Genomic DNA, 24515 nt, shown 5'->3' with positions numbered 1-24515 from the left:
CAAAAAACGCCCCAAGTCCACTCGGATGGGGCGTTTTTTGGCGACTCGCGAGGAGCTTTAGTTAGCGGGCGAACGCTCCCGCGCGGATGAGGGGCACGATGGTCTCCTCGGGCGTCATCGAGCCGTGCTGGCCCACCATCGACTGCCCGGTCTTGTCGTCGCCGCGGCCGTCGTAGTAGGCCACCAGCTTGCGGGCGGCCACGATCACGTCGCCGATCCGGGGCTCCACCTCGGGGTCGACCGCGCCGAACCACCCGGCGGCGATCGCCTCCTCGCGGGTCGCGATCCAGGCGCGCCCTCCCTCGCTCCGGCGCCAGGCCTCCGCCAGCCGGCCCCGGGCATCCGGAGTCGCGCCCCCGCCCAGGTAGAGCTGCAGGCAGCGCGGATCGCCGCCCACGTGCACGACCCCCGCCACGAGCTCCGGCACGCCGCCGAAGAGCACGTGTCCGGTCGCCGGCACATCAACGACACCGTGGTCGGCCGTGAGCAGCAGTCCCTCGGCGGCGCGGAGCGAGCCGGCGAACCGCCCGTACTCGGCGTCGAGCGTCTCGAGCGCGGCGAGCCAGCGGCCAGACTCCCAGCCCTTGGCGTGCGCGAGCTGATCGAGCTCGGGAACATAGAGGTAGACGAGCCGGCGCCCCCCTTCGTCGAACAGCCGACGCGCGGCGGCGAAGCGCTCGGCGACCGTCCCGGCGACGACGTAGTCGGCGCCACGGAGGATCGCGTGGGTGAGACCGGAGTCGGCGTACTTCGCGGGGCCGATCGTGTTCGACGGGATGCCCGCGTCCCGCAGCCCCTCGAAGACCGTGGGGAGGCGCTGCCAGGTGGCCGGGTCCATCTGCTCGGACCAGCCGGAGAGCTGGTTCAGCACGGCGCCTGCGGCCGGCACGAGGGCGGTGTAGCCCACGATGCCGTGCTCACCGGGGGTGCCGCCGGTCGTGAGGCTCGCGAGTGCCGCAGCCGTGGTGGTGGGGAAGCCGCTCGCGAGGGTCGAGCGCTTCGTCATGGCGGTGCTGAGCATCCGGGCGTGGCCGGCACGCGCGCGCAGGGCGGCAGCGCCGAGCCCGTCGACGAGAACCACCACGACGCGCTCCGCCGGGGGCAGCTCGAGCCGGTTCGGTTCGCCGTCGAGGGAGCGCACGCAACTCGGCAACACGTCGGCGAGCGTCAGCTCGTCGGGCTGCCTCGTCGGTAGCATGGTGGACATTCGGCCAAGTCTGGCACACGACCCTCCGCTCCCACCCGCCGCCCAGTCGGCTCCGGATGGGGGCACGCTCGAGAAAAACAGGAATGACAGCAGCCACGAACGATCCCTCTGCAGGCGCCGGCGGAACGAGCGTCGAGAAGATCCTCGATGTCGACGTCTCCACGGAGATGCAGGACTCGTTCCTCGAGTACGCCTACTCCGTCATATACTCCCGGGCCCTGCCGGATGCGCGCGACGGCATGAAGCCGGTGCAGCGGCGCATCCTCTACATGATGAGCGAGATGGGCCTGCGCCCCGATCGCGGGCACGTGAAGAGCGCCCGCGTGGTGGGCGAAGTGATGGGCAAGCTGCATCCGCACGGCGACACCGCGATCTACGACGCCCTCGTGCGGCTCGCCCAGTCGTGGACCATGCGCGTTCCGCTCATCGACGGACACGGCAACTTCGGGTCTCTCGACGACGGCCCCGCGGCGCCGCGCTACACCGAGGCCCGCCTCGACGCGGTGGCGATGGCCATGGTGGAGGGGCTCGACGAGGACGTCGTGGACTTCGTGCCCAACTACGACAACCAGCTCACCCAGCCCGACGTGCTGCCCGCCGCCATCCCGAACCTGCTGGTGAACGGCGCGAGCGGCATCGCGGTGGGCATGGCCACGAACATGGCGCCGCACAACCTCATCGAGGTCGTGGCCGGTGCGCGATACCTGATCGAGCACCCCGACGCCACGCTCGACGACCTGATGTCGTTCATCCCCGGCCCCGATCTGCCGGGCGGCGGCACCATCGTGGGCCTCGCCGGTGTGCGCGACGCCTATGAGAGCGGCCGCGGCGCCTTCAAGACCCGCGCCAAGGTGACCGTCGAGAACCTCAGCGCACGCAAGACCGGGCTCGTGGTGACCGAGCTGCCCTACCTCGTCGGCCCCGAGAAGGTGATCGCCAAGATCAAGGACGGCGTGACCTCGAAGAAGATCCAGGGCATCAGCGACGTCACCGACCTCACCGACCGCACCAACGGGCTGCGCCTGGTCATCGGCATCAAGACCGGATTCAACCCGGATGCGGTGCTCGAGCAGCTCTACAAGCTCACCCCGCTCGAAGACAACTTCAGCATCAACAACGTCGCGCTCGTCGACGGAGGCCCGCTGACTCTCGGCCTCCGCGACCTGCTCGTCGTCTATGTCAACCACCGCATCGACGTGGTGACCCGGCGCACCCGCTACCGCCTCGACCGGCGGCGTGAGCGGTTGCACCTGGTCGAAGGCCTCCTGATCGCCATCCTCGACATCGACGAGGTGATCCAGGTCATCCGCACGAGCGACGACACGGATGCCGCCCGCACCCGTCTGATCGAGGTGTTCGAGCTGAGCGTTCTGCAGGCCGACTACATCCTCGAGCTGCGCCTGCGCCGGCTCACGCGCTTCTCGCGCATCGAGCTCGAGGCCGAGCGCGACAAGCTGCGCGAGGAGATCGCCTTCCTCGAACAGCTGCTCGCGAGCCCGGCCCTGCTGCGCAAGACGGTCTCCGACGAGCTCGAGGAGATGGCCGAGAAGTTCGGCACACCGCGGCGGACGCTGCTCACCGAGGCTCGGCCCGCTCTCGCCACGGCCTCGAAGCGGGCGCAGCCCGTGCTCGAGGTGGCCGACGTGCCCTGCACGGTCTACCTCAGCACGACGGGCCGCGTCGTGCGGGTCGACCGCGAGGGAGACGAGGAGGCCGACGGCCCCGCCGTGAACGTGCGCCGCAGCAAGCACGACGCCCTGCGCAGCGAGGTCGAGACCACTCGACGCGGCGAGGTCGGCGCGGTGACCGACACCGGTCGCCTCATCCGGATGCCCGTGATGGATCTGCCGGCCGTGCCGGTGAACTCGGTTCAGCTGGCCGCCGGAGTGAAGGTCGGCGATTACCTCGCGCTCGACGGCAAGCGCGAGCACGTGGTGGGGCTCGTCTCCCTGAGCTCCGAGGTGCCGATCGCGATCGGCACGAGACAGGGCGTGGTGAAGCGCGTGGCCGCCGGCGCCTACCCGGCCAAGCCCGACTTCGAGGTCATCGCGCTGAAGCCCGGCGACGCCGTGGTGGGCGTGGCCCAGCACTCCGAGGACGACGAGCTCGTGTTCATCACCTCGGACGCCCAGCTGCTGCGCTTCTTCCAGGCGAGCGTGCGGCCGCAGGGCGTGGCGGCGGGCGGGATGGCCGGCATCAACCTCGGCGCGGGCGCCTCCGTCATCTGGTTCGGCTCCGTTCCCGACTCGGGCGATGCCGTGGTGGTGACCGTCTCGGGCAGCACCTCCACGCTCGCGGGAACGGATGCGGGAGCCGGCAAGGTCTCCGACTTCACCGAGTTCCCGCCCAAGGGCCGCGCCACCGGCGGCGTGCGCGCGCACCGCTTCCTCAAGGGCGAAGACGTGCTGACGGTGGCCTGGGCCGGCGCGGCGCCGGCGCTCGCCGTGGGTCCCGACGGCGCCGCCCGGGTGCTCCCGGAGGTCGGAGCCAAGCGCGACGCCTCCGGCACTCCCCTCGCCGCCCTCATCGGGTCGATCGGGTCGGCCCGCAGCTGAGGTATCGGTCCACGAACGGACGAAGAAGGCCCGCCCCGCGATCTCTCGCGGGGCGGGCCTTCTGTGGTCTGGATCGGGTGGGCCTACGGGCGGTCGTTCAGCTTGGCCGACTCGTCGTGCCATCCGGTGGCCACCTGGGAGAGCTTCTCCTGGTACTTGCGGCCGTGGTGGGCGCAGAAGAGGAGTTCACCACCCGAGGGCATGTCGACCCGGATGTAGGCCTGGGCTCCGCAGCTGTCACAGCGGTCGGCCGCGGTGAGCTGATAGACGTTCTCCAGATCGGAAACAGTGCTGTTCTCCGCTGCAACTGACTGCATCTTCTGCTCCTTAAGCGACTCGAACGGTGACGGGCTGGTAGTCACATCCAAGCACTCTTCTGTAACGGCCATGCGTCAATCACCTGTGTTTCGCTGTACGCGTAGTGGGAATACGGGCGCTGTGTCGTGGCCGGGCGGTGTCGCCGGCGGCGGTTAGCCTTGGTGGTTGGAACGCCTCGCCGTTCCGCAGTCCTACCCCGAAGGAGACCCGGTGGCCTCACCGTCCGACTACTCTGCCCGGCACCTGTCCGTTCTCGAGGGCCTCGAGGCGGTGCGCAAGCGCCCCGGCATGTACATCGGCTCCACCGACTCACGCGGTCTCATGCACTGCCTCTGGGAGATCATCGACAACTCCGTCGACGAGGCGCTCGGCGGGTTCGGAACGAGCATCGACATCCGCCTGCACTCCGACGGCAGCGTGGAGGTGCGCGACACCGCGCGCGGCATCCCGGTCGACATCGAGCCGAAGACGGGTCTCTCGGGCGTCGAGGTCGTGTTCACCAAGCTGCACGCCGGCGGAAAGTTCGGCTCGGGCTCGTATGCGGCATCCGGTGGTCTGCACGGTGTCGGCGCCTCCGTCGTCAACGCCCTCTCGGAGCGGCTCGACGTCGAGGTCGACCGCGACGGCAAGACTTGGGCCATGTCGTTCCACCGGGGTGAGCCCGGCGTCTTCGCCGACCCGGTGAAGGGCGAGCCGAGCCCAGATGCGCCGTTCACGCCGTTCGAGAAGAAGAGCGAGCTGCGGGTGGTCGGCAAGGTCGCCAAGGGTGTCACGGGCACCCGGGTGCGCTACTGGGCCGACCGGCAGATCTTCACCAAGGGCGCCGAGTTCCAGACCGACGACCTCCTCGTGCGTGCCCGGCAGACGGCCTTCCTCGTGCCCGGCCTCCGCATCGCGATCGACGACGAGCGCGGAGAGGAACCCCGGGCCGAGTCCTTCCAGTTCGAGGGCGGCATCTCCGAGTTCGTCGAACACCTCTCCCCCGATGCCCCGCTCACCGACATCTGGCGCATCACCGGAACCGGCAGCTTCACCGAGACCGTCCCGGTGCTCTCGGAGTCGGGTGCCATGCTCCCCACCGAGCTCACGCGCGAGTGCACCGTCGACCTCGCGATGCGCTGGGGCATCGGCTACGACACCACCTTCCGCAGCTTCGTGAACATCATCTCCACCCCGAAGGGCGGCACCCACCAGGCCGGCTTCGAGGCCGGGCTGCTGCGCTTCCTGCGCACCACCGTGGAGGCCAACGCCCGCCGCCTGAAGGTGGGCAACGACAAGCTCGACAAAGAAGACGTGCTCGCCGGCCTCACCGCCGTGCTCACCGTGCGCTTGCCCGAGCCGCAGTTCGAGGGGCAGACGAAAGAGGTGCTCGGCACCCCGGCCGTGCGCAACATCGTGTCGACCGTGCTCACCAAGGGCCTCGCCGAGCGCTTCTCGTCGACCAAGCGCGACGACAAGGCGCAGTCCTCGCTCGTGCTCGACAAGGTGGTGGCCGAGATGAAGTCGCGTATCTCGGCGCGGGCGCACAAAGAGACGCAGCGCCGCAAGAACGCGCTGGAGTCGTCATCCCTCCCCGCGAAGCTCGTCGACTGCCGCAGCTCCGACGTCACCAACAGCGAACTCTTCATCGTGGAGGGCGACTCGGCCCTCGGCACGGCGAAGCTCGCCCGCAACAGCGAGTTCCAGGCGCTGCTGCCCATCCGCGGCAAGATCCTCAACGTGCAGAAGGCCTCGGTGGCCGACATGCTCTCGAACGCCGAGTGCGCCTCCATCATCCAGGTGATCGGGGCCGGATCCGGGCGCTCCTTCGACCTCTCCGCGGCCCGCTACGGCAAGATCATCCTGATGAGCGACGCGGATGTCGACGGCGCGCACATCCGCACCCTCTTGCTCACCCTGTTCTTCCGCTACATGCGACCGCTGATCGAGGACGGCCGGGTCTACGCCGCCGTGCCTCCGCTGCACCGCGTGGTGGCGATCAACCCCGGCTCGAAGCCCAACGAGACCGTCTACACCTACTCCGAGGCCGAGCTGCAGGGCGTGCTGGCCGGTCTCAAGAAGTCGGGCCGCAAGTACCAGGACCCGATCCAGCGCTACAAGGGCCTCGGCGAGATGGATGCCGACCAGCTCGCGTCCACGACGATGGACAAGCGCTACCGCACTCTCCGCCGGGTGGGTGTGGCCGACGCGGCCATCGCCGAGAAGATGTTCGAACTCCTGATGGGCGACGAGGTGCCGCCGCGCAAGGAGTTCATCATCCAGGGCTCCGACAAGCTCTCGCGCGACCGCATCGACGTGTGACCCTGCCGCGAGCCGCTACTGGCCCAGCGTGACGTAGCGTCCCAGGATCTCCGCGGCCCCTCGGACGTCGTCCAAGGCAGGTGCTTCATCGGCGGATGCGGTGAGAGCATGCAGCGGGATTGCCGGATCGGTCCATTCGTTTCCACCATTCCGTGTGTTCACCAAGAGGTCACCGGCGTGGACCACTCGTGTGGACTCGTCCGGCCAGCTCCAGCTATCACCCGCACCCGCGTAGAAGGCGCTCGAGATCGAATCGTAGACGCTCGTGAGGCGATACGTGTCGGCCCCCGAATGCGGGTAGAACCTCGCAAGATAGCTGTGCGCGAACTCGGCGATCAGGTAGGTGATCGCATCCTCGACATCCTCGCGGCGATTCTGTGCCCCGATCGGAAGCCGGTCTGCCACCAGATGCATGAGCAAGGGGAATCTGCCCCAGAGATCCAAGACCAATGGAAGCTGAGACGTGTCGAGGAGTCGTGTCTCATCTCGCGTGATCCTCTGGCGTGGCGGCCGCAGGTCGCGCACCCGTCGCAACCAGCGGTCAAGATCCCCAGGAGTCATGAAACGGTGACGCTCCGCGGTATCTCGGACATTCGCTCTGACGATCATCACGAACGTCGGGCTCCCCATCAGGCTCGCCTGGAGCCAGGCGGAAACCGTGCGTCGGTCGAGCTGGGGATAGCGGGCGGCGCGCATACTCTTCACCTGCACGTGAACGGCTCTCGCAGAGAGCTCCCACGAGGCGGCAGTCAATGCTGACATTCCCGTCAGCACCAGCGGAGTCTCCGGCATCTGACCATGGAGATCCCATCCGAAATCAGACCCGGTCAGACTATTGAGGCTGAATCCAAGCCGCATCAGATGGCCCGTGGCTTCGTTCTCAGCCATCTGACCTTGCGCTTGGTTTCGTGTCATCTCCGCCACGCAGCTCAGTCTACAAATGCAGAACTGAGCAAGAAGTACTCCAGATCGGGTATCTACTCGCTGAGGGGGGCTGCCGCGATGGTGGCGCGGGCCTGGCGGGCGCGCTCGTCGATGGTGCGCAGGGCCTCGGCCGCTTCGGGAGTCGGCTCGGCGTAGTCGAGGCCGCGGCGTGCGCGCGCGCTGTCGAGCAGGACGTCGGCGAGGGCGGGGTTGTTCGCGAGGATCGGCCCGTGCATGTGGGTGCCGAGCAGATCGCCCTCCCAGAAGCCCTCCTCACCCGGCGTCTCGGTGTTGCCGCGCCCGTAGACCACGCGACCGAGGGTGCTGTGGGGGCCGACGTCCACGAACGAACCGCGGTTCTCGAAGCCCACGACGGTGCCGAGTCGCGGCGACTCCACCACGAAGTCGCCCACCACGCGCGTGCCGCCGTGCCGGGTGACCACCGGGAAGACGCCGGCGCCCTCGAGCGCCTCTCCGCTCTCGAGCACGACCTTCTCACCCAGGAGCTGGAATCCGGCTCCGACGGCGAGGAAGGGGCGACCGTCGGCGGCCAGCGCCCGGAGCTCCGGCGCCACCGCGATGACGAGCGGATGCGCGAGCAGTTCGGCCGAGACCGGCCCGCTGCCGATGAACACGAGGTCGGCGTCGTCGAACCCGAGCGGCGCGCCCTCGTCGTAGGTGGTCACCTCGACGGGGAGGCCGCGCCACTCGGCTCGCCGGCGCAGGATGTCGACGTTGCCGCTCTCGCCGTTCAAGCCCAGCAGGCGCGGGAACAGGTGCAGGATGCGCAGGGCGCCCTCGTTCGTCATCAGGCCGCTCCCCCGCCCTCGAGCTCCTTGAAACCCAGGATCTTGCGGATCAGCATCATCTGCTCGTAGTTCAAGATCATCACCTTGTGGCCGGTGGCGGGTGCGGGCCGCGCCAGGAACGACTTCAGCGCCCGGCGCACGTCGAGGTCGACCTCGCCGACCGGGATGCCCAGGTAGCCGAGGCGCACAGCGAACTGCCAGGCCTTCGACCCGGTGATGCCGCCGACGTGGTCGAGTGCTGAGAAGTCGATGTCGTAGATCCAGGACGGATCGGGAGTGCCCTCGTCGACGGCGAGGAAGACCTGCTCCGGCGCGCTCTCGAGCGAGTCGAGGTTCAGCTGCAGGGATGCGGGGTTCTTCATCATGATGATCTCGATCTGCTCGCCCTCCACCTCCAGCAGCTCGCCGCGGCCGTAGACGGTCTCGAGCGAGTCCAGCGCCTCCACCACGAACTGCGGGCGGAACAGCGGGCCGAGCACGTTCTGCGCGGTGGCCGTGGCGCCCGCCGCATCCAGGGCGTAGTGCATGCCCCGGGCCGGCAGCCGCACCTCGATGGTGGAGTCGCCGATCGCGAGCGTCGCGCGCGTGCCGTGCAGGGCGACGACCTCCACCGCCGCCGGCCGGCTGCCGGGAGCCACGGTCGTCTCGCCGAAGCGGTCGGCCGACGCCACCCCGTGGCTCGCGCCCGCCACGAGCTCGGGGGTGCCGCCGAAGAAGGACACCTCGCGGTTCGGCCGGGCCGGGATGCGCGTGTCGAGGTCGACGAGGAAGTTGTCCTCGCGGTTGAGCACGAGACCCTCGGTGGCCGAGGCCGCGACCCGGCCGAGCATCGCGGCGACGCGATCCGGCTCGTGATAGCGGTTGAGCTGGTCGATCTGGATGTTCAGCAACAGCACCGTGCGGGGCTTCAGCAATTCGGCGAGCCGGGTTCCGTAGCCCTCGTCGACCTCGAGGATCGCGATGTCGGCGTCGAGCCGGCCGCTCGCGGAGACTTCGGAGAGCAGCGCCGAGGCGATGCCCTGCGGGAGATTGCCGCCCGAGGGGTTGGTGAACACCTTCAGTCCGTGCCGCCGCATGATGGCGGCGAGCATGTTCGTGGTGGTCGACTTGCCGTTCGAGCCGGACACCGCCACGACACCGTTCGGGATGCTCGCGATGGTGCGTTCGAGGAACCCGGGGTCGATCTTCAGGGCGATGTTGCCGGGGATCGCCGAGCCGCCGCCGCGCAGGCGCGCGGCGACCCGGACGGCCCGCCCGACGAGGACGGCGGCCGTGGTGCGGAGGCCCATCGGCCTACTCGAGGTAGTCGCGCAGCGACTGCGAGCGGGACGGGTGGCGAAGCTTCGCCATGGTCTTCGACTCGATCTGGCGGATGCGCTCGCGCGTCACGCCGAAGGTGTCGCCGATCTGGTCGAGGGTCTTCGGCATGCCGTCGCCGAGCCCGAAGCGCATCCGGATGACGCCGGCCTCGCGCTCGGAGAGCGAGTCGAGCAGCGACTCCAGCTGCTTCTGCAGCATCGTGAAGCCCACCGCGTCGGCCGGGACGACGGCCTCGGTGTCCTCGATCAGGTCACCGAACTCGCTGTCGCCGTCCTCGCCCAGGGGCGTGTGCAGCGAGATCGGCTCGCGGCCGTACTTCTGCACCTCGACGACCTTCTCGGGCGTCATGTCGAGCTCGCGGCTGAGCTCCTCGGGCGTGGGCTCGCGACCCAGGTCCTGCAGCATCTGGCGCTGGACGCGGGCCAGCTTGTTGATGACCTCCACCATGTGCACCGGGATGCGGATGGTGCGCGCCTGGTCGGCCATGGCGCGGGTGATGGCCTGACGGATCCACCAGGTGGCGTAGGTGGAGAACTTGAAGCCCTTGGTGTAGTCGAACTTCTCGACCGCACGGATCAGGCCCAGGTTGCCCTCCTGGATCAGGTCGAGGAACTGCATTCCACGGCCCGTGTAACGCTTGGCCAGCGAGACGACCAGACGGAGGTTGGCGCCGAGCAGGTGGCTCTTGGCGCGCTGGCCGTCTTTCGCCACCCACTGCAGCTCGCGCTTGGCGGAGGGGCTCAGGTTGTCGGTGTTCGCCAGCTTGTCCTCGGCGAACAGGCCCGCCTCGATGCGCATCGCGAGCTCGACCTCTTCGGCCGCGTTCAGCAGCGCGACCTTTCCGATCTGCTTCAGGTAGTCCTTGACCGGGTCGGCGGTCGCACCCGTGATGGTGCTCGAGTAGACCGGCACATCGTCTTCGTCGTCGACCAGCGAGAGCACGAGGGCGCCGCTGGGCAGCGCCTCTTCGGCCGCGGCCGGCTTCTTCGCGGAGTCGGCGTCGTCGTCGCCGTCGGCGGCTTCGGCATCCGTGTCGTCGTCGGCGACCACGACCTCCACGTCGTCCGTCTCCTCGACGGCGTCGTCGTCGACTTCGTCTCCGGGCTCGATGTCGGCCTCGTCGTCGGTGGCCTTGGCGGCCTTCTTGGGAGCAGCCTTCGCTGCGGTCTTCTTGGCCGGCGCGCGCTTCGCCGCGGGGCGGGGCGCAGCCGACGTGACCTCGTCAGGCGCCGTTGCCTTGTCGAGGATGTCTGCGGACTTGGGGGTGGCCATGAGTTCACCTTTCATGCCACGCGATGTCATCGCGGAGAACACGGGAGCCCTGGCAAGTCGGAATCCCGAAAATCTCCGCCGCGTGAAGATGTTTTTGGACATTACTAAGACCCATGTCAAGTGGGAGATTCTCGCAGCCCGAACAGCAGCTGCGTCCCCTCACAGGAACGGGTCTTCATTATCAATTATTGCACGGAAAAGCTAGGGTTCCCGCCGTCACGCCCCCCGGCGCTTCCACGCTGTAGAGAGTGCAACCCAGATGGGGCCCACGGATATTCCCTCATCCTCCTCCAGCTGGCGGCGGGTGCGGCGGCGCGCCAGGAGGAACATCACCACTCCGAAGCCCACCACCAGGTATTGCACGGCGAACGCCCGGCGGAAGGCGTCGAGATCGTAGAGCGCCGGGCTGATTCCCGACGAGAACTGGGCGTCGAGCAGCAGCCCGATCAGGAACATAGTGACGAAGCTGGCACTGAAGCCGCCGACGTTGACGACGCCGTTGGCCGAGCCGAGCGAGCGGATCGGGTTGAACGAGCGGGCGAAGTCGAAGCCGATGAGCGAACCCGGACCACCGATGCCGAGGGAGATGACGAGAAGCAGGATGAGCCAGGTCGGCGGCACCCCGGGCCAGAGCAGCACCGCCGTCCACACGACGCCGAGCAACGCGACGATCGAGAGCACGAGGTTCGACCGCCGCAGCGGGAACCGTGCGGTGAGCACACCGAGGATCGGGCCGGCGATCAGACCCGATACGACGATGACGACGAGGAACAGCGAGGCCTTCGCCTGGTCGAAGCCGAGCGCCGACACCATGAACGGGAATCCCCAGAACAGCGCGAACACCGTGCCCGACGCCTGCGTGGTGTAGTGGGCCCAGAAGCCGAGCTGGGTTCCCGGGCGCCGGAGGGTCAGACCGAGGCCGCGCAGCGCATCCCGCACCGAGGCGGCCCGGGGAGGTTCGGCGGCCTCGGCCGGCCGGTCGGCGAGGAGTACGACGCCGAGCACGAAGGCCACGAAGGAGAGGGCGGCGGCGGCGGAGAAGGCCGGGGTCCAGCCTGCGTTGTGCAGCACCCAGGCGAAGGGCAGCGCCGAGAGCACCTGGCCGATGGCGCCGATGTTGCCGGTCCACTGCGAGAGCAGCGGGACGGTCCGCCCCGCGAACCAGGAGTTGATCAGGCGGATGAGCGAGATGAAGACCGCGGCATCGCCGGCGCCCACGAGGACACGCCCCGCGATCGCTGTGCCGATGTCGGGCGCGAAGGCCAGCACGAGCTGCCCGGCGGCCATCACCGCACTGCCGCAGCAGATGAGGAGCTTCGGGCCCACCCGGTCGATCAGCAGACCGATCGGGATCTGCAGCCCGGCGTAGACCACGAGCTGCAGCACCGCGAGGCTCGAGAGCAGCGCCGCGCTCGTGTCGAAGCGCTCCGCGGCCGAGACGCCGGCGACGCCGAGTGTCGAGCGTTGCAGCACGGCCGCCATGTAGGCGAAGACACCGACCGCGAAGACGATCCAGGCGCGGCGAGAGTTCACCGTCCCCAATCTACTCCGCGGAGGGCGGAGCCTGACCCGGCGTCAGAGCGGGCGCGAGTCGCCCGAGGGGTCGTCCCCGGGCCGGTTGCCGGCCAGGAAGCGCTCGAGCTCGTCGGCGATCTCGTCGGCCGAGGGCAGCGCCCCGTCGATGTCGGTGAGCGGCGAACGCAGGCTCGTGCCCTCCATGTAGGTGTCGTGCCGCTCCTCGAGCGTGTGCACGAGTCGCGCCAGCTCCGGATTCGACTCGACCTGCTCGTCGATCTTGCCGGCGAACAGCCGGCCTTCTTCGCGCAGGCGGTCGGTGGGGAAGATGAGCCCCGTGGCCGAGCTGATGCTCTCGAGGCCGACGAGCGCCGTGGTGGGGTACTCGGTGTCGGCGAGGTAGTGCGGCACCAGCAGCACGAAGCCGGTGATCGGATGCCCCAGCTCCTGCAGGCGGTACTCCACCAGGTGGAGCGCATTGCCCGGGGCCTGGGTGCTCGGCCGCCAGACCGACATCGAGTCGATGAGCTCGATGCGGTTGCCGCTCACCGTGACGCTGATCGGCCGCGTGTGCGGCACCGGCATCGGGATGGCGTGCACCCACGTGGTGGCCTTCACATGGAAGAGCTGCACCAGCTCGATCACGGCCGCGGTGAACCGCTCCCACTGGAAGTCGGGCTCGAAGCCGTTCAGGAACAGGAACCTCTGTCCGAGCTCGTCGGTCATCAGGTACAGGCGGAGGGTCTGCGGCCGGTAGTCGCTCAAGTGGTCTTGATCGAAGGTGATGATGGGCCGGCGCGCGCGGTAGTCGAGCAGCGCATCCGTGTCGAACTCGGCGACCACCCGGTTGTCGAGCGTGTCGAGAAGGTACTCGCCCAGCTGGGCGACCGCCCCACCCGCGTCGGTGAAGCCGGTGAGCGCGGCGACGAGGTTCAAGCCGTCGGGCACGAGGCCGTCTTCGGCGACGACGTCGTAGAGCCCACTCGGTTCTTCCATGCGTCAACTCTAAACCGGGCCCCTGGGCACCACCCGGCGCGGCGGCATGCCGAGAGCGAACACGTCTCGGGAATAGAGTCGGGATGCCGTGGATACGATGACGGCATGACTACCGCCCCGCTCTCCCTCCGCTCCGACTCCGCGTCCTCCGCCCTCGATGCCGGGCAGGAGATCCTCGTCGTCGCCGCGTCGAAGGCGGGTGAGGGGCTGCTGCTGCGCGGCGGAGCCGCCCTCGCGCAGGCCGGAGTGGTGACCGAGGTGCAGGCGGCGCTCGCCGCGGTCGGGTTCGCGGGCAAGAAGGACGAGCTCGTGCGCATCCCTTCGCCCGCCGGCGTAGAAGCGAAGAGCCTCGCCGTCGTCGGGCTCGGCGCCGCGGATGCCGGAGCCGAGGAGCTGCGCTACGCGGCCGGCGCGGCCGCGCGGCGGCTGAGCGAGCGTGAGGCGCTCGTGATCGACTTCGCTCCGCGCTCGGCACAGGAGCTGACCGCGGTGATCGAGGGCGCGGGCCTTGGCTCCTACGACTACACCGACTACCGCGGTGCCGGGACGAACGACGGGGAGACCACGTCGCCTCCCGGCATCGCGATCGCGACCGCGGCCGTGCCCGGCGACGAGGCGAGGGACGCACTCGCCCGGGCCCGCGCATCCGTCGACGCCGTCGCGCTCGTGCGGGATCTCGTCAACATCCCGGCGCTCGACCTCTACCCCGAGGTCTACGCCGAGCGGGTGCAGGCACTCGCCGAGGGCAAGCCGCTCGAGGTGACGGTGTGGGATTACGAGGCGCTTCTCGAGGGCGGTTTCGGCGGCATCGCCGGCGTGGGCCAGGGCTCAGCGCGCCTGCCGCGGCTCGTGCGCGTGTCGTATGCACCCGCCGGGGCGGCCCGGCACATCGCCCTCGTGGGCAAGGGCATCACCTTCGACACGGGCGGCCTCTCCCTGAAGCCGCCGGTGTCGATGATCGGCATGAAGTACGACATGGCCGGTTCTGCCACGGTGCTGGCGACCGTTCTGGCCGCCGCGGAGCTGGGCCTGCCGGTGCGGCTGACGGCGTGGCTCTGCCTCGCCGAGAACATGCCCTCCGGTGAGGCGATCCGCCCGGGTGACGTGCTCACCATCCGGGGCGGCCGCACGGTCGAGGTGCTCAACACCGACGCCGAGGGGCGGCTCGTGCTCGCCGACGGGCTCGTGGCGGCGGCGGAGGAGCATCCCGACGCCATCATCGACGTGGCGACGCTCACGGGCGCCGCCGTCGTGGCCCTCGGCAACCGCTACGTCGCCACGATGGGCGACGACGAGCTGGTGTCCGCCGTGCTCGAGGCGGCGCGCGAGGCCGGGGAGCCGCTCTGGCACATGCCGCTGCCGGCGGAGATGCGCTCGCTGCTGGCCTCCGACATCGCCGACATCGCGAACGTGAAGCCGGGCAACACCGCGGGCGGGATGCTCGTGGCCGGGGTCTTCCTGCAGGAGTTCGTCGCGAAGCGCGACGACGGCAGCCGCATCCCGTGGGTGCACCTCGACATCGCCGGGGCGGCGCAGAACAAGGAGGGCGGCTACGGATTCACCGTCAAGGGCCCCACCGGAGCCACGGTGCGCACGCTGCTGCGATTTGCAGAGGCGCAGTCCCGCGCGTAGTAAGCTCGCATGGGCGAAAAAACTTTGCCCGTCTCTCCGGTTCGGTCCGAACGATGCGAATCGGAAACGTATGCACGAGGGAGTTGCTGGGTGTCGGAACAGAACTTTGACATTGTGGTTCTCGGCGGGGGCAGCGGCGGCTACGCCGCGGCACTGCGGGCAAGTCAACTGGGCTTCTCCGTGGCGATGATCGAGAAGGACAAGGTCGGCGGCACCTGCCTGCATCGCGGCTGCATCCCCACCAAGGCGCTCCTGCACTCGGCCGAGGTGGCCGACGTCTCGCGCGAATCCGCCAAGTACGGCGTGAACACGACCTTCGGCGGCATCGACATCGCCGCCGTCACCGCCTACCGCGAGGGCATCGTCTCCTCCAAGTTCAAGGGGCTCGAGGGCCTCGTGAAGGCTCGCGGAATCACGACGATCGCGGGCGAGGGGCGGCTCACCTCCCCCACCACGGTGCAGGTCGGCGACGACACCATCGTGGGCAAGAAGATCGTGCTCGCCACCGGCTCGTACTCGCGCACCCTCCCCGGTCTCGAGATCGGCGGGCGGGTCATCACCTCCGAGCAGGCGCTGTCGCTCGACTTCGTGCCGAAGAAGGTCGTCATCCTCGGCGGCGGCGTGATCGGGGTCGAATTCGCGAGCGTCTGGAAGTCGTTCGGCGCCGAGGTCACGATCGTCGAGGCGCTCCCCCACCTGGTGCCCAACGAGGACGAGGCGATCTCGAAGCAGTTCGAGCGCGCGTTCCGCAAGCGCGGCATCGCCTTCAACCTCGGCGTGCGCTTCTCCGGCGTCACGCAGAACGACGAGGGCGTCGTCGTCACCCTCGAAGACGGCAAGACCTTCGACGGCGAACTGCTGCTCGTGGCGGTGGGCCGCGGCCCGGCCACGCAGGGCCTCGGCTTCGAGGAAGTGGGCGTCACCATCGACCGCGGCTTCGTCATCACGAACGAGCGCCTGGAGACCAGCGTTCCCGGTGTCTACGCCGTCGGCGACATCGTGCCCGGCCTCCAGCTCGCGCACCGCGGATTCCAGCAGGGGATCTTCGTGGCCGAGGAGATCGCGGGCCTCGCGCCGCAGATCGTCGAGGACGTCAACATCCCCAAGGTCACCTACTCCGACCCCGAGGTCGCCTCCGTGGGCCTCACCGAGGCCAAGGCGGCCGAGAAGTACGGCGCCGACAAGATCTCGGCCTACGACTACAACCTCGCCGGCAACGGCAAGAGCCACATCATCGGCACCACCGGCTCCGTCAAGGTGGTGCGCGTCAACGACGGCCCCGTCATCGGCATCCACATGATCGGTGCCCGCGTGGGCGAACTCATCGGCGAGGGCCAGCTCATCGTGAACTGGGAGGCCTACCCCGAAGACGTGGCCTCGCTCATCCACGCGCACCCCACCCAGAACGAGGCCCTCGGCGAAGCGCACCTCGCGCTGGCCGGAAAGCCCCTGCACGCCATCTAGTCCTGCCGCAATAGGCTTAGTTTCGAATCGGTTCCATAAGGAGACATGCTCATGAGCGAATCCGTCAACCTTCCCGCACTCGGTGAGAGTGTCACGGAAGGTACGGTCACCCGCTGGCTCAAGAACGTCGGCGATCGTGTCGAGGTCGACGAGCCCCTGCTGGAGGTGTCGACCGACAAGGTCGACACCGAGATCCCGTCACCCGTGGCCGGTGTGATCGAGGCGATCCTCGTGCAGGAAGACGAGACCGTCGAGGTCGGCACCGCCCTCGTGACCATCGGAGACGGCTCCGGTGCTGCAGCTCCGGCCGCGCCCGCGGCTCCGGCCGAGGAGCCGGCTCCGGCCGCGCCCGCCGCGGAGGCGCCGACCGAGGTCGTCACCCCCTCCACCGAGGCGCCCGCCCCCGCCGAGGCCGCGCCTGCCGCGGCCCCCGCTCCGGTGCAGGAGGCTCCCGCCGCCGCCCCGGCACCCGCTCCGGCTCCGGCCGCCGCTGCTCCGGCTCCTGCTGCTCCCGCTCCGGTCGCCGCGGCCCCGGCACCGGTTGCCGCGCCGGCTCCCGTCGCTGCTGCGGCCCCCGCGTCGGCTGCTGCTCCCGCTCCGGCGGCTGAGGCGTCCACCGGCGGCAACGCGGGCTACGTCACCCCGCTCGTGCGCAAGCTCGCCCACGACCGCGGCATCGACCTCGCGAGCGTGACCGGCACCGGCGTCGGCGGACGCATCCGCAAGGAAGACGTGCTCGCTGCGACGACCGCCCCCGCCGCGGCTCCCGCTGCTGCCACCGCTCCCGCCGCTTCGTCGTACAAGGCGCTCGAGACCTCTCCGCTGCGTGGCACCACGCAGCCGATGTCGCGTCTGCGCAAGGTCGTCGCCCAGCGCGCTGTCGAGTCGATGCAGGCCTCCGCTCAGCTCACCACCGTGGTCGAGGTCGACGTCACCAAGGTGGCCGCCTACCGCGACGCCGTGAAGGGCGCCTTCCTCGAGAAGACCGGCACGAAGCTCTCGTTCCTGCCTTTCTTCGCCCTCGCGGCGGCCGAGGCGCTCAAGGCCTACCCGATCATCAACGCGACGGTGGACGGCGAGTCGATCGTCTACCCCGACCACGAGAGCATCAGCATCGCGGTCGACACCGAGCGCGGCCTGCTCACCCCCGTGGTGAAGAACGCGAGCGAGCTCGACATCGCCGGCCTGGCCGCGCAGATCGCCGACCTCGCTGCCCGCACCCGCGACAACAAGCTGAAGCCCGACGAGCTGGGCGGCGGCACCTTCACGCTCACCAACACCGGTTCGCGCGGCGCACTCTTCGACACGCCGCTGGTCTTCCTCCCGCAGGTGGCCATCCTCGGCACCGGCATCGTGGTGAAGAAGCCGGCCGTCGTGAAGGTCGACGGCGGCGAGGCCATCGCCATCCGCTCGATGGTCTACCTCGCGCTGAGCTACGACCACCGCATCGTCGACGGCGCCGACGCCGCGCGCTTCCTCTCCGCGGTGAAGAGCCGCCTCGAGGACTCGTCGTTCGAGGCGAACCTCGGCATCTAGTCACGAGCTGCCCGCGTTCGAGTCGGCGCGCTGACCCGACGAGATCCACCGCAGACGCCAGCCCGTCTCGCCCCTCACCACGAGGAGCGAGACGGGCTTCGTCGTCTCCCCCGGCGGAGCCCCGCCGGATTCGGCGCTCAGGATCGCCAAGGCGCCGAGCCGCTGCACGAGGCGCAGTTGTTCCCGGTCGACGGATACCCCAGGCTGACCACCCGGGGTGTGGGGCGCCGATCTCCTCGAGCCGTCCGATGCCGCCGGGTCTTCCGTGGGACTGATCGGAGTCGTGAGCGCGGCCAGGTCGCGATCGGCAACGGCCAGCGGCGAGCCCCATTCATCGACGCCGGACAGGCAGTTCGGATCGCCCTCCTGCAGACACCTCCCCCGCAGCTCGAGCAGCGATCTGGCTGCCACGACCGGGTCGTCGCCCATCACCGCGGAGGCGAACGCCTCCGCGGAAGTCTCACCTGACCTGCCGTCGGGCACCCCGTCTGCGTCGCTCGCGGCCACCCGTGGTCGCGATGCGTCTCCCGCACCCGCCGAAGGCACGCCGTCTTCGCCGGGCGAATCCGCCACGGTGGCGGAGGCACCGGGATTCGCGGTCGGTGAGCCATCGGAAGGCGGAGCCAGTGGGACGACACCCGCCCGCGTGCTCGGGAGCGACGCGCGTGACCCGTCGGCCGCAGAGCCCGCCGGCACCGCCAGACTCGCGGCCACCGCCGCGAAGACAAGGAGCGCACCGCCGATCACCAGGGCGCGCCGCCGCCGGGACGTCACGAGGCACTGCACGATCACTCGCGCGCTCCGCCGGGCAGCCCGCCCGAGCTCGAGTGCGGCGTGCCACGCCGGCGCGAACGCTTCGGCGAACTCCGGCTCCGAGCGACTGGCGGCCTCCTCCTCGACCTCGTCTCGAGCCCACGACCACCCTCCCCGCTCCGACGCTCGCTCCCACGGTTCCGACTCCGACCCCGACGACTCGAACGCCAGCTTCGGCGGATCGGACGCCGACCGACTCCCGGCCGCCTCCTCGACATGGTCCCAAGCCCTCGACCGCCCTCCCGGCTCCGATCCGCGCCCCAACGGCTCACGCTTCGACCTGCCCACGGGGCCCTCCTCCGCATCGTCACGAACCCATGAACTGCCGCCCCGTTCCGATCCGCGCCTCGACGGCCCACGCTTCGGCCTGCCCACGGGGCCCTCCTCCGCATCGTCGCGAACCCATGAACTGCCGCCCCGTTTCGATCCGCGCCTCGTCGGCCCACGCTTCGGCCTGCCCACAGGGCCCTCCTCCGCTTCGTTCCCGACCCATGAAGTGCCGACCCGTTCCGATCCGCGCCTCGACGGGTCACGCTCCGGCCTGCCCACGGGGCCCTCCTCCGCATCGTCCCGAACCCATGACCTGCCGCCCCGTTCCGAACGCCACTCCGGCTTCGGCTGCTGCACTGGCGCTGAATACGACTCCGACTCCGGGCTGTCGCCACTCGCGCTCGGCAGTCTCCACTCGCCTGGCCGAGGGATGCCCTCTTCTCGTGGCCGTCTCTTGCCCGTCCGCTGCTCACCGCGCTCGCGTCGAGCACGCTCGCTCACCAGCGGTCGGGCGCCGTCGCCCGGACCCGCCCTGTGAGAACCGGGGAGCACCGAGCCACCCGCCCGCACCTCCGCGAGGGAGATCAGGTGCAGCACCGCTCGCCGGTCGGCCGCCGCAGCGGTGTGAAATCGGTCGGTCGCGTCGGTGCCGGAAGTGGCGCCCCCACCGCCCTCGAGCAGGGCGGCGCGACCGAAGCCCACGAGGAAGAGTTCGCCGTCGGAAGCCACCAGCACGTGATCGGCGTCGAGCCCGCCATGGGCGATGCCCGCCTCGTGCAGCTCTGCCACCAGGTCGCGGAGCTTGCGTGCGAAGCCGGCCACGGGCATCCCGAGAGCGGGAATCCGCGCCAGGGGCCTCCCCGCGCACACGGACATCACGATCACGAGGTCGCCGGCCGGAGTCGTCCCGACGTCGAGAAGGCGCGGCATCGCACTGATCGGGTGCCGGGCGAGAACGCGACACTCCTCGTCGCGGGAGGTCGGTGCATCCCGAGCAGGCGGCGCATCCCGAGCAGCCGGCGCATCCGGAGCAGGCATCGGCAGTGAGACGGGCAGCGCATGCGGCGCGCACACCTTGATCGCCACCGGGGAGCCGGGGGCCCGTGCATCCGCTGGCTCAGCGCGCACCCCGAAGTAGACGTTCGCCGAGACCCCCACCGACACGAGTTCACGAGCACGGAAGCCGGCGAAGACGGGCGAGGCGGAGGTGGACATGACCCCGATCGTGCCTTCCCGCGGGCCGTCGCGCGGTGGTCCCCCGCACATCTGTGGAGAGCGGCGGCAGAGGCCGCGATGTGCACAACGGTCGTGGCCCTGCGGGTCGGCCCGAAGAAGTATCCTTGGAGGCATGGCACGCAAGACCGACTCCGCACCCAAAGCCCCGAAAGAACCGGGCCGCATCAAGCAGATGTGGCAGGTCTTCGGCATGACCCGCCGTTACGACTCGAAGGCCGTCTGGTACATGGCGGCCGGCTTCGCCGTGCCCACCATCGCCGGCATCGTGCTCGCGCTGGTGCTCTCGGCCGGCAACGTCTTCGGCACCGTGCTCTGGATTCTCGCCGGCGTGCTCGGCGGCTTCCTCGCCGCGCTCATCATCCTCGGCCGTCGCGCCGAGCGCGCCGCCTACAAGCAGATCGAAGGCCAGCCCGGTGCCGTGGGCGCCGTTCTGCGCTCCTCGCTCAAGCGCAGCTGGCGCGGCAGCGAGATGCCCATCGCGGTGAACGGCAAGACGCAGGATGCGGTCTACCGCGCCGTCGGCCGCGGCGGCGTGGTGCTGATCAGCGAAGGCCCGCGCTCGCGCACCAACCGCATGCTCGAGGAGGAGCGCCGCAAGGTGCTCCGCATCCTGCCGAACGTTCCCGTGACCTTCCTCTCGGTGGGCCCCGACCCCGACGCCGTGCCGCTGCACCGCATCCCGGCCAAGATGGCGCGCATCAAGCCCACCCTCACCAAGCCCGAGGTCATGGCCGTGAGCAACCGCCTCACCTCGCTGTCGAGCTCGCCGCTGCCGATCCCCAAGGGCATCGACCCGATGCGGATGCGCCCCCAGCGCGGGCGCTGACGACCTCGCCGCACGCAGAGAAGCCCGTTCCTCCTGGAGCGGGCTTCGTGCGTTCTAGCGCTTGACGAGCACCGTCCCGGCGAAGACATCGTGCAGGCCACGCTGATCGGAGTCCCAGATCAGGGCCGGGATCAGCAGCACCAGCAGCACGGTGCGCACGATGGGCCGCCACCAGCCGGCGTAGCTGCCATCGAGGCGCACCAGGCGCATCCCGAGCAGCAGGTGGCCGATTCCGCCACCGAGCGTGATGAGCAGGACGATCTGCTCGATCATGAAGATGATGAGGCTCGCCCAGTCGCTGCCGAAGAAGAACGCGAAGTAGATCACGTAGCAGAACGCGAAGTCGATCAGGAGCCCGGCGATGCGACGTCCGGGACGGGCCACCGAGCCCCGGCCCTCGCGGCGGAAGCCGAGGCGCTCCCCCGGCCATTCGCTGGGAGCTGCCGCCCGTGATGCTGTGGAGTCGTCGGGAGTTCTCGTCACCGCTCAAGCCTAGGCGCTCCGGACTCCGAGCCAGCCGTAACATCCCCGAAACAATCGTGACACTACCGAGTAATGGCCGCCCCATAGTGTTGTCTTGGCTGCATCTGTAGCTGTTTTCTGTACCAAGCCATTTGGAGACTCTTCACATGTTCAGTGATTCTTCCGAGGTGCTCAAGTTCATCAAGGACACCGACGTCAAGTTCCTTGACATCCGGTTCACCGATCTCCCCGGTGTTCAGCAGCACTTCAACATCCCCGCCTCCACCGTCGACGAAGAGTTCTTCGCCGTCGGCCAGCTCTTCGATGGCTCGTCGATCCGCGGTTTCGCGTCGATCCACGAGTCGGACATGCAGCTCATCCCTGACGTCTCCACGGCTTACGTCGACCCCTTCCGGGCCGAGCGCACCCTCATCCTCGTCTTCGACATCTACAACCCGCGCAACGGCGAGATCTACTCCCGCGACCCGCGTCAGGTCGCCAAGAAGGCCGAGAAGTATCTCGCGTCGACCGGCATCGCCGACACCGCGTTCTTCGCCCCCGAGGCCGAGTTCTACATCTTCGACGACGTGCGCTACGAAGTGAAGCAGAACTCCTCCTTCTACTCCGTCGACTCCTCCGAGGCCGCCTGGAACACGGGCCGCGTCGAAGAAGGCGGAAACCTCGCCAACAAGACCCCCTACAAGGGCGGCTACTTCCCCGTCTCGCCGGTCGACCAGCACGCCGACCTGCGCGACGACATCTCGCTCAAGCTCATCGACGCGGGCCTCATCCTCGAGCGCGCGCACCACGAGGTCGGCACCGCCGGTCAGGGCGAGATCAACTACCGCTTCGACACCATGGTGCACGCGGCCGACGACATCCTGAAGTTCAAGTACATCGTGAAGAACACGGCGAACCTCTGGGGCAAGACGGCCACCTTCATGCCGAAGCCGCTCTTCGGCGACAACGGCTCGGGCATGCACACCCACCAGTCGCTCTGGAACGACGGCAAGCCGCTGTTCTACGACGAGGCCGGCTATGGCGGACTCAGCGACCTCGCCCGCTGGTACATCGGCGGTCTGCTGAAGCACGCCCCCGCGGTGCTCGCCTTCACGAACCCCACGGTGAACTCCTACCACCGTCTCGTTCCGGGCTTCGAGGCCCCCGTCAACCTGGTCTACTCGGCCGGCAACCGCTCCGCCTCGATCCGCATCCCGATCACGGGCACGAACCCCAAGGCCAAGCGCATCGAGTTCCGTGCGCCCGACGCCTCGGGCAACCCGTACCTCGCGTTCGCCGCCCAGCTGATGGCGGGCCTCGACGGCATCCAGAACCGCATCGAGCCGCACGAGCCGGTCGACAAGGACCTCTACGAGCTGCCGCCCGAGGAAGCCAAGAACATCCCCCAGGTGCCGGGCTCCCTCGGCGAGGCGCTCGACGCGCTCGAGGCCGACCACGAGTTCCTCACCAAGGGCAACGTGTTCACCCCCGACCTGATCGAGACCTGGATCAACTACAAGCGCGAGAACGAGATCAAGCCGATCGCCCAGCGCCCGCACCCCTTCGAGTACGAGCTGTACTACGGAGTCTGATCCGCATCACTGAACACGACGAGGCCGCATCCTTCCGGGGTGCGGCCTTCGTCGTTCCGTGGCGGCGGATGCGCCGAGCGCGGATGCCTCGGCCGCGGTTGCATCGGGATTGACGATGGATCACGGCGGCAGGATGCTGGAGCCATGATCGAGAGCAACGCCACGGAGCACGCCACCCCACCGGCGACCCCCGCGGCGGCATCCGGCACCGGCGCGTCCGCGGCCGACTGCGCCGCGGACTTCGACGACGCGTTCCGCCGGGTGTACCTCGCGTTCCATCGCCGCGACGGTGTGCGGCGCGACATCTCCCCCGCCTCGCGCGCCGTGCTGATGCACCTGGCGCACAGCGGACCGATCACCATCGGCGAAGCCTCCGCGCACTTCGCCCGCTCGCAGTCGGCGGTGAGCGAGCTCGTGACGCAGCTCGAGAGCAACCGCCTCGTGGAACGTCGGCACGACGACAGCGACCGCCGGCGCACACTGATCTGGCTGATGGATGCGGGGCGAGCCGAATTGCGCCGCGACGCCTCCGTGCTGAGCCATGAGCTGCTCGAGCCGGCCATCCTCCGGCTGGGTGCAGGCGAGATCGAGCGGGCCCTCGGCATCCTGAACGCGCTCGTCACCGCGAGCGCGCCCGAACCCCGAGCGAAAGGACACCATCATGACCAGTTGTGAGAGCTGCAGTATGCCGATCGAGAGCGGCCGCTACTGCGAGCACTGCACCGACGACAACGGGCAGCTCCAGGATTTCGACACCCGCTTCACAGCAATGGTGTCGTGGCAGCAGCGCTCGCACCCCGAGGCCAGTCAGGCGCAGGTGGAGGCCGACACCCTCGAGTTCATGGCGGCCATGCCCGCCTGGCGGGAGCATCCGCGCGTCGTCAGCCGCTGAACGCGCCGGCCGGCGTCGGTGCGCCGGGTCCCGGATTCTTGCGCACGTCGTCGAGTTCTGCGAGCTTGGCACGGAAGGCGTCCAAGCAGAACCGTGAATGCTGCAACGCCGTCCAGGGCGTGGCGGGATCTGTCGCGACCTGCTCGATGTACTGCCAGGCTTCACTCATCCGCGCTTCCTCTGCCGCCCTCCAGGCGAGGAATGATTGCTCTGAGGTCGAATCCAGCGGGATCATCATCGGCGTCCGGGCTCGTGGAGCGACGTGGAGTGCGATGAAGTACGCCGCCTGGACTGCCACGATCGGATACGTCTCGCCGACCGGAAAACGGCGGTTATAGCCCGTCGCTCTTCCGTTGAGGTAGGCGACCATCCAGTGCGGTCCTATGAGCAGGATGTCGACCCAAAAGCGCTCATCGACCGCGAGGCGCACGCCGTGATGGTGGTCTACGACGACCGGAGCGCAGCTCGTCGACGGCATGATCGTGCGCAGGTAGCCGGCCAAGTCGGCTGCGATCTTCGAGTCCTTCACGTGTCCCCCCGGCGCAGCATCCTAGGGGTCCCAAGTGACGGGGCGG

At 69.2% G+C, this 24515-nt stretch carries 21 protein-coding genes; 10 read left to right on the top strand and 11 right to left on the bottom strand.

The features are described 5' to 3' along the window. Positions 1 to 61: 61 nt before the first annotated feature. Positions 62 to 1207, bottom strand: a complete 1146-nt coding sequence (locus tag VD659_RS08705; RefSeq protein WP_423260734.1) for an alkaline phosphatase family protein — start codon at positions 1205 to 1207, stop codon at positions 62 to 64. A gap of 83 nt (positions 1208 to 1290) precedes the next feature. Here VD659_RS08705 and VD659_RS08700 point away from each other — a divergent pair, with 83 nt between their 5' ends. Continuing rightward, positions 1291 to 3762, top strand: coding sequence for a DNA gyrase/topoisomerase IV subunit A (locus VD659_RS08700; RefSeq protein ID WP_423260733.1), 2472 nt, complete (start codon positions 1291 to 1293; stop codon positions 3760 to 3762). 83 nt (positions 3763 to 3845) lie between these two features. Here VD659_RS08700 and VD659_RS08695 read toward each other — a convergent pair whose 3' ends face one another. After that, a complete protein-coding gene (locus tag VD659_RS08695; RefSeq protein WP_423260732.1) occupies positions 3846 to 4079 on the bottom strand; it encodes a DUF7455 domain-containing protein in 234 nt (77 codons plus the stop codon). 166 nt (positions 4080 to 4245) lie between these two features. On the opposite strand from VD659_RS08695, the gene VD659_RS08690 reads away from it, so the two are divergent. After that, on the top strand, positions 4246 to 6381 hold the full coding sequence (locus tag VD659_RS08690; RefSeq protein WP_423260731.1) for a DNA gyrase/topoisomerase IV subunit B: 2136 nt from the start codon (positions 4246 to 4248) through the stop codon (positions 6379 to 6381). A gap of 15 nt (positions 6382 to 6396) precedes the next feature. On the opposite strand, the gene VD659_RS08685 is transcribed toward VD659_RS08690, so the two are convergent. The 6 genes from VD659_RS08685 to VD659_RS08660 form a co-directional block, all read right to left on the bottom strand. Beyond that, complete coding sequence (locus tag VD659_RS08685; protein WP_423260730.1) at positions 6397 to 7305, bottom strand: hypothetical protein; 909 nt, start codon at positions 7303 to 7305, stop codon at positions 6397 to 6399. A 53-nt stretch (positions 7306 to 7358) separates the two neighbouring features. Continuing rightward, the gene (locus tag VD659_RS08680) at positions 7359 to 8114 is read right to left on the bottom strand and encodes a type 1 glutamine amidotransferase (RefSeq protein ID WP_423260729.1); all 756 of its coding nucleotides are present in this window, start codon (positions 8112 to 8114) and stop codon (positions 7359 to 7361) included. Then, positions 8114 to 9403 carry a MurT ligase domain-containing protein gene (locus VD659_RS08675; RefSeq protein ID WP_423260728.1) on the bottom strand — a complete coding sequence of 430 codons (1290 nt, stop codon included), beginning with the start codon at positions 9401 to 9403 and terminating at the stop codon, positions 8114 to 8116. The genes VD659_RS08680 and VD659_RS08675 overlap by 1 nt, the downstream gene beginning before the upstream one ends. A gap of 4 nt (positions 9404 to 9407) precedes the next feature. Then, entirely contained in the window at positions 9408 to 10706 is a 1299-nt protein-coding gene (locus VD659_RS08670) for an RNA polymerase sigma factor (protein WP_423260727.1), read from the bottom strand. Positions 10707 to 10922: 216 nt separating this feature from the next. Beyond that, the gene (locus tag VD659_RS08665) at positions 10923 to 12239 is read right to left on the bottom strand and encodes an MFS transporter (protein WP_423260726.1); all 1317 of its coding nucleotides are present in this window, start codon (positions 12237 to 12239) and stop codon (positions 10923 to 10925) included. A gap of 42 nt (positions 12240 to 12281) precedes the next feature. Further along, a complete protein-coding gene (locus tag VD659_RS08660) occupies positions 12282 to 13217 on the bottom strand; it encodes a proteasome assembly chaperone family protein (RefSeq protein WP_423260725.1) in 936 nt (311 codons plus the stop codon). A 105-nt stretch (positions 13218 to 13322) separates the two neighbouring features. Here VD659_RS08660 and VD659_RS08655 point away from each other — a divergent pair, with 105 nt between their 5' ends. The 3 genes from VD659_RS08655 (at position 13323) to sucB (ending at position 17849) form a co-directional block, all read left to right on the top strand. Further along, entirely contained in the window at positions 13323 to 14849 is a 1527-nt protein-coding gene (locus tag VD659_RS08655) for a leucyl aminopeptidase (protein ID WP_423260724.1), read from the top strand. A gap of 90 nt (positions 14850 to 14939) precedes the next feature. Further along, positions 14940 to 16313, top strand: coding sequence for a dihydrolipoyl dehydrogenase (gene lpdA, locus VD659_RS08650; protein WP_423260723.1), 1374 nt, complete (start codon positions 14940 to 14942; stop codon positions 16311 to 16313). 51 nt (positions 16314 to 16364) lie between these two features. Continuing rightward, on the top strand, positions 16365 to 17849 hold the full coding sequence (sucB, locus tag VD659_RS08645; RefSeq protein WP_423260722.1) for a 2-oxoglutarate dehydrogenase, E2 component, dihydrolipoamide succinyltransferase: 1485 nt from the start codon (positions 16365 to 16367) through the stop codon (positions 17847 to 17849). Here sucB and VD659_RS08640 read toward each other — a convergent pair whose 3' ends face one another. Continuing rightward, positions 17850 to 18356 (bottom strand): hypothetical protein, encoded by a 507-nt coding sequence (locus tag VD659_RS08640; protein ID WP_423260721.1) that lies wholly within the window; start codon positions 18354 to 18356, stop codon positions 17850 to 17852. Between the two features lie 1164 nt (positions 18357 to 19520). Here VD659_RS08640 and VD659_RS08635 point away from each other — a divergent pair. Both VD659_RS08635 and VD659_RS08630 read left to right on the top strand, forming a co-directional pair. Next, positions 19521 to 19979, top strand: a complete 459-nt coding sequence (locus VD659_RS08635) for a hypothetical protein (protein WP_423260720.1) — start codon at positions 19521 to 19523, stop codon at positions 19977 to 19979. A gap of 301 nt (positions 19980 to 20280) precedes the next feature. Continuing rightward, entirely contained in the window at positions 20281 to 20994 is a 714-nt protein-coding gene (locus VD659_RS08630) for a DUF4191 domain-containing protein (RefSeq protein WP_423260719.1), read from the top strand. A 54-nt stretch (positions 20995 to 21048) separates the two neighbouring features. Here VD659_RS08630 and VD659_RS08625 read toward each other — a convergent pair whose 3' ends face one another. Further along, positions 21049 to 21477: an RDD family protein gene (locus VD659_RS08625; protein ID WP_137838481.1), complete on the bottom strand. Its 429-nt coding sequence runs from the start codon at positions 21475 to 21477 to the stop codon at positions 21049 to 21051. 146 nt (positions 21478 to 21623) lie between these two features. Here VD659_RS08625 and glnA point away from each other — a divergent pair, with 146 nt between their 5' ends. The 3 genes from glnA to VD659_RS08610 all read left to right on the top strand — a co-directional run bounded on the left by glnA (position 21624) and on the right by VD659_RS08610 (position 23940). Continuing rightward, the gene (glnA, locus tag VD659_RS08620; protein WP_137838480.1) at positions 21624 to 23048 is read left to right on the top strand and encodes a type I glutamate--ammonia ligase; all 1425 of its coding nucleotides are present in this window, start codon (positions 21624 to 21626) and stop codon (positions 23046 to 23048) included. A 144-nt stretch (positions 23049 to 23192) separates the two neighbouring features. After that, on the top strand, positions 23193 to 23723 hold the full coding sequence (locus VD659_RS08615) for a MarR family transcriptional regulator (protein WP_423260718.1): 531 nt from the start codon (positions 23193 to 23195) through the stop codon (positions 23721 to 23723). 10 nt (positions 23724 to 23733) lie between these two features. Continuing rightward, the gene (locus tag VD659_RS08610) at positions 23734 to 23940 is read left to right on the top strand and encodes a hypothetical protein (protein ID WP_423260717.1); all 207 of its coding nucleotides are present in this window, start codon (positions 23734 to 23736) and stop codon (positions 23938 to 23940) included. Here VD659_RS08610 and VD659_RS08605 read toward each other — a convergent pair. After that, on the bottom strand, positions 23930 to 24469 hold the full coding sequence (locus tag VD659_RS08605; RefSeq protein WP_423260716.1) for a hypothetical protein: 540 nt from the start codon (positions 24467 to 24469) through the stop codon (positions 23930 to 23932). The two genes, VD659_RS08610 and VD659_RS08605, sit on opposite strands and share 11 nt — an antisense overlap. Positions 24470 to 24515: the final 46 nt, after the last annotated feature.

This window comes from Herbiconiux sp. 11R-BC (assembly GCF_049472555.1).
GTDB lineage: Bacteria > Actinomycetota > Actinomycetes > Actinomycetales > Microbacteriaceae > Herbiconiux.
This window is presented reverse-complemented; position numbering and strand designations above follow the sequence as displayed.

What these genes read in the sequence shown, in the direction of transcription:
- VD659_RS08705 (WP_423260734.1), bottom strand. Translation starts at nt 1,207, where the DNA reads ATGTCCACCATGCTACCGACGAGGCAGCCCGACGAGCTGACGCTCGCC.
- VD659_RS08700 (WP_423260733.1), top strand. Translation starts at nt 1,291, where the DNA reads ATGACAGCAGCCACGAACGATCCCTCTGCAGGCGCCGGCGGAACGAGC.
- VD659_RS08695 (WP_423260732.1), bottom strand. Translation starts at nt 4,079, where the DNA reads ATGCAGTCAGTTGCAGCGGAGAACAGCACTGTTTCCGATCTGGAGAAC.
- VD659_RS08680 (WP_423260729.1), bottom strand. Translation starts at nt 8,114, where the DNA reads ATGACGAACGAGGGCGCCCTGCGCATCCTGCACCTGTTCCCGCGCCTG.
- VD659_RS08675 (WP_423260728.1), bottom strand. Translation starts at nt 9,403, where the DNA reads ATGGGCCTCCGCACCACGGCCGCCGTCCTCGTCGGGCGGGCCGTCCGG.
- VD659_RS08670 (WP_423260727.1), bottom strand. Translation starts at nt 10,706, where the DNA reads ATGGCCACCCCCAAGTCCGCAGACATCCTCGACAAGGCAACGGCGCCT.
- VD659_RS08660 (WP_423260725.1), bottom strand. Translation starts at nt 13,217, where the DNA reads ATGGAAGAACCGAGTGGGCTCTACGACGTCGTCGCCGAAGACGGCCTC.
- VD659_RS08655 (WP_423260724.1), top strand. Translation starts at nt 13,323, where the DNA reads ATGACTACCGCCCCGCTCTCCCTCCGCTCCGACTCCGCGTCCTCCGCC.
- sucB (WP_423260722.1), top strand. Translation starts at nt 16,365, where the DNA reads ATGAGCGAATCCGTCAACCTTCCCGCACTCGGTGAGAGTGTCACGGAA.
- VD659_RS08630 (WP_423260719.1), top strand. Translation starts at nt 20,281, where the DNA reads ATGGCACGCAAGACCGACTCCGCACCCAAAGCCCCGAAAGAACCGGGC.
- glnA (WP_137838480.1), top strand. Translation starts at nt 21,624, where the DNA reads ATGTTCAGTGATTCTTCCGAGGTGCTCAAGTTCATCAAGGACACCGAC.
- VD659_RS08615 (WP_423260718.1), top strand. Translation starts at nt 23,193, where the DNA reads ATGATCGAGAGCAACGCCACGGAGCACGCCACCCCACCGGCGACCCCC.
- VD659_RS08610 (WP_423260717.1), top strand. Translation starts at nt 23,734, where the DNA reads ATGCCGATCGAGAGCGGCCGCTACTGCGAGCACTGCACCGACGACAAC.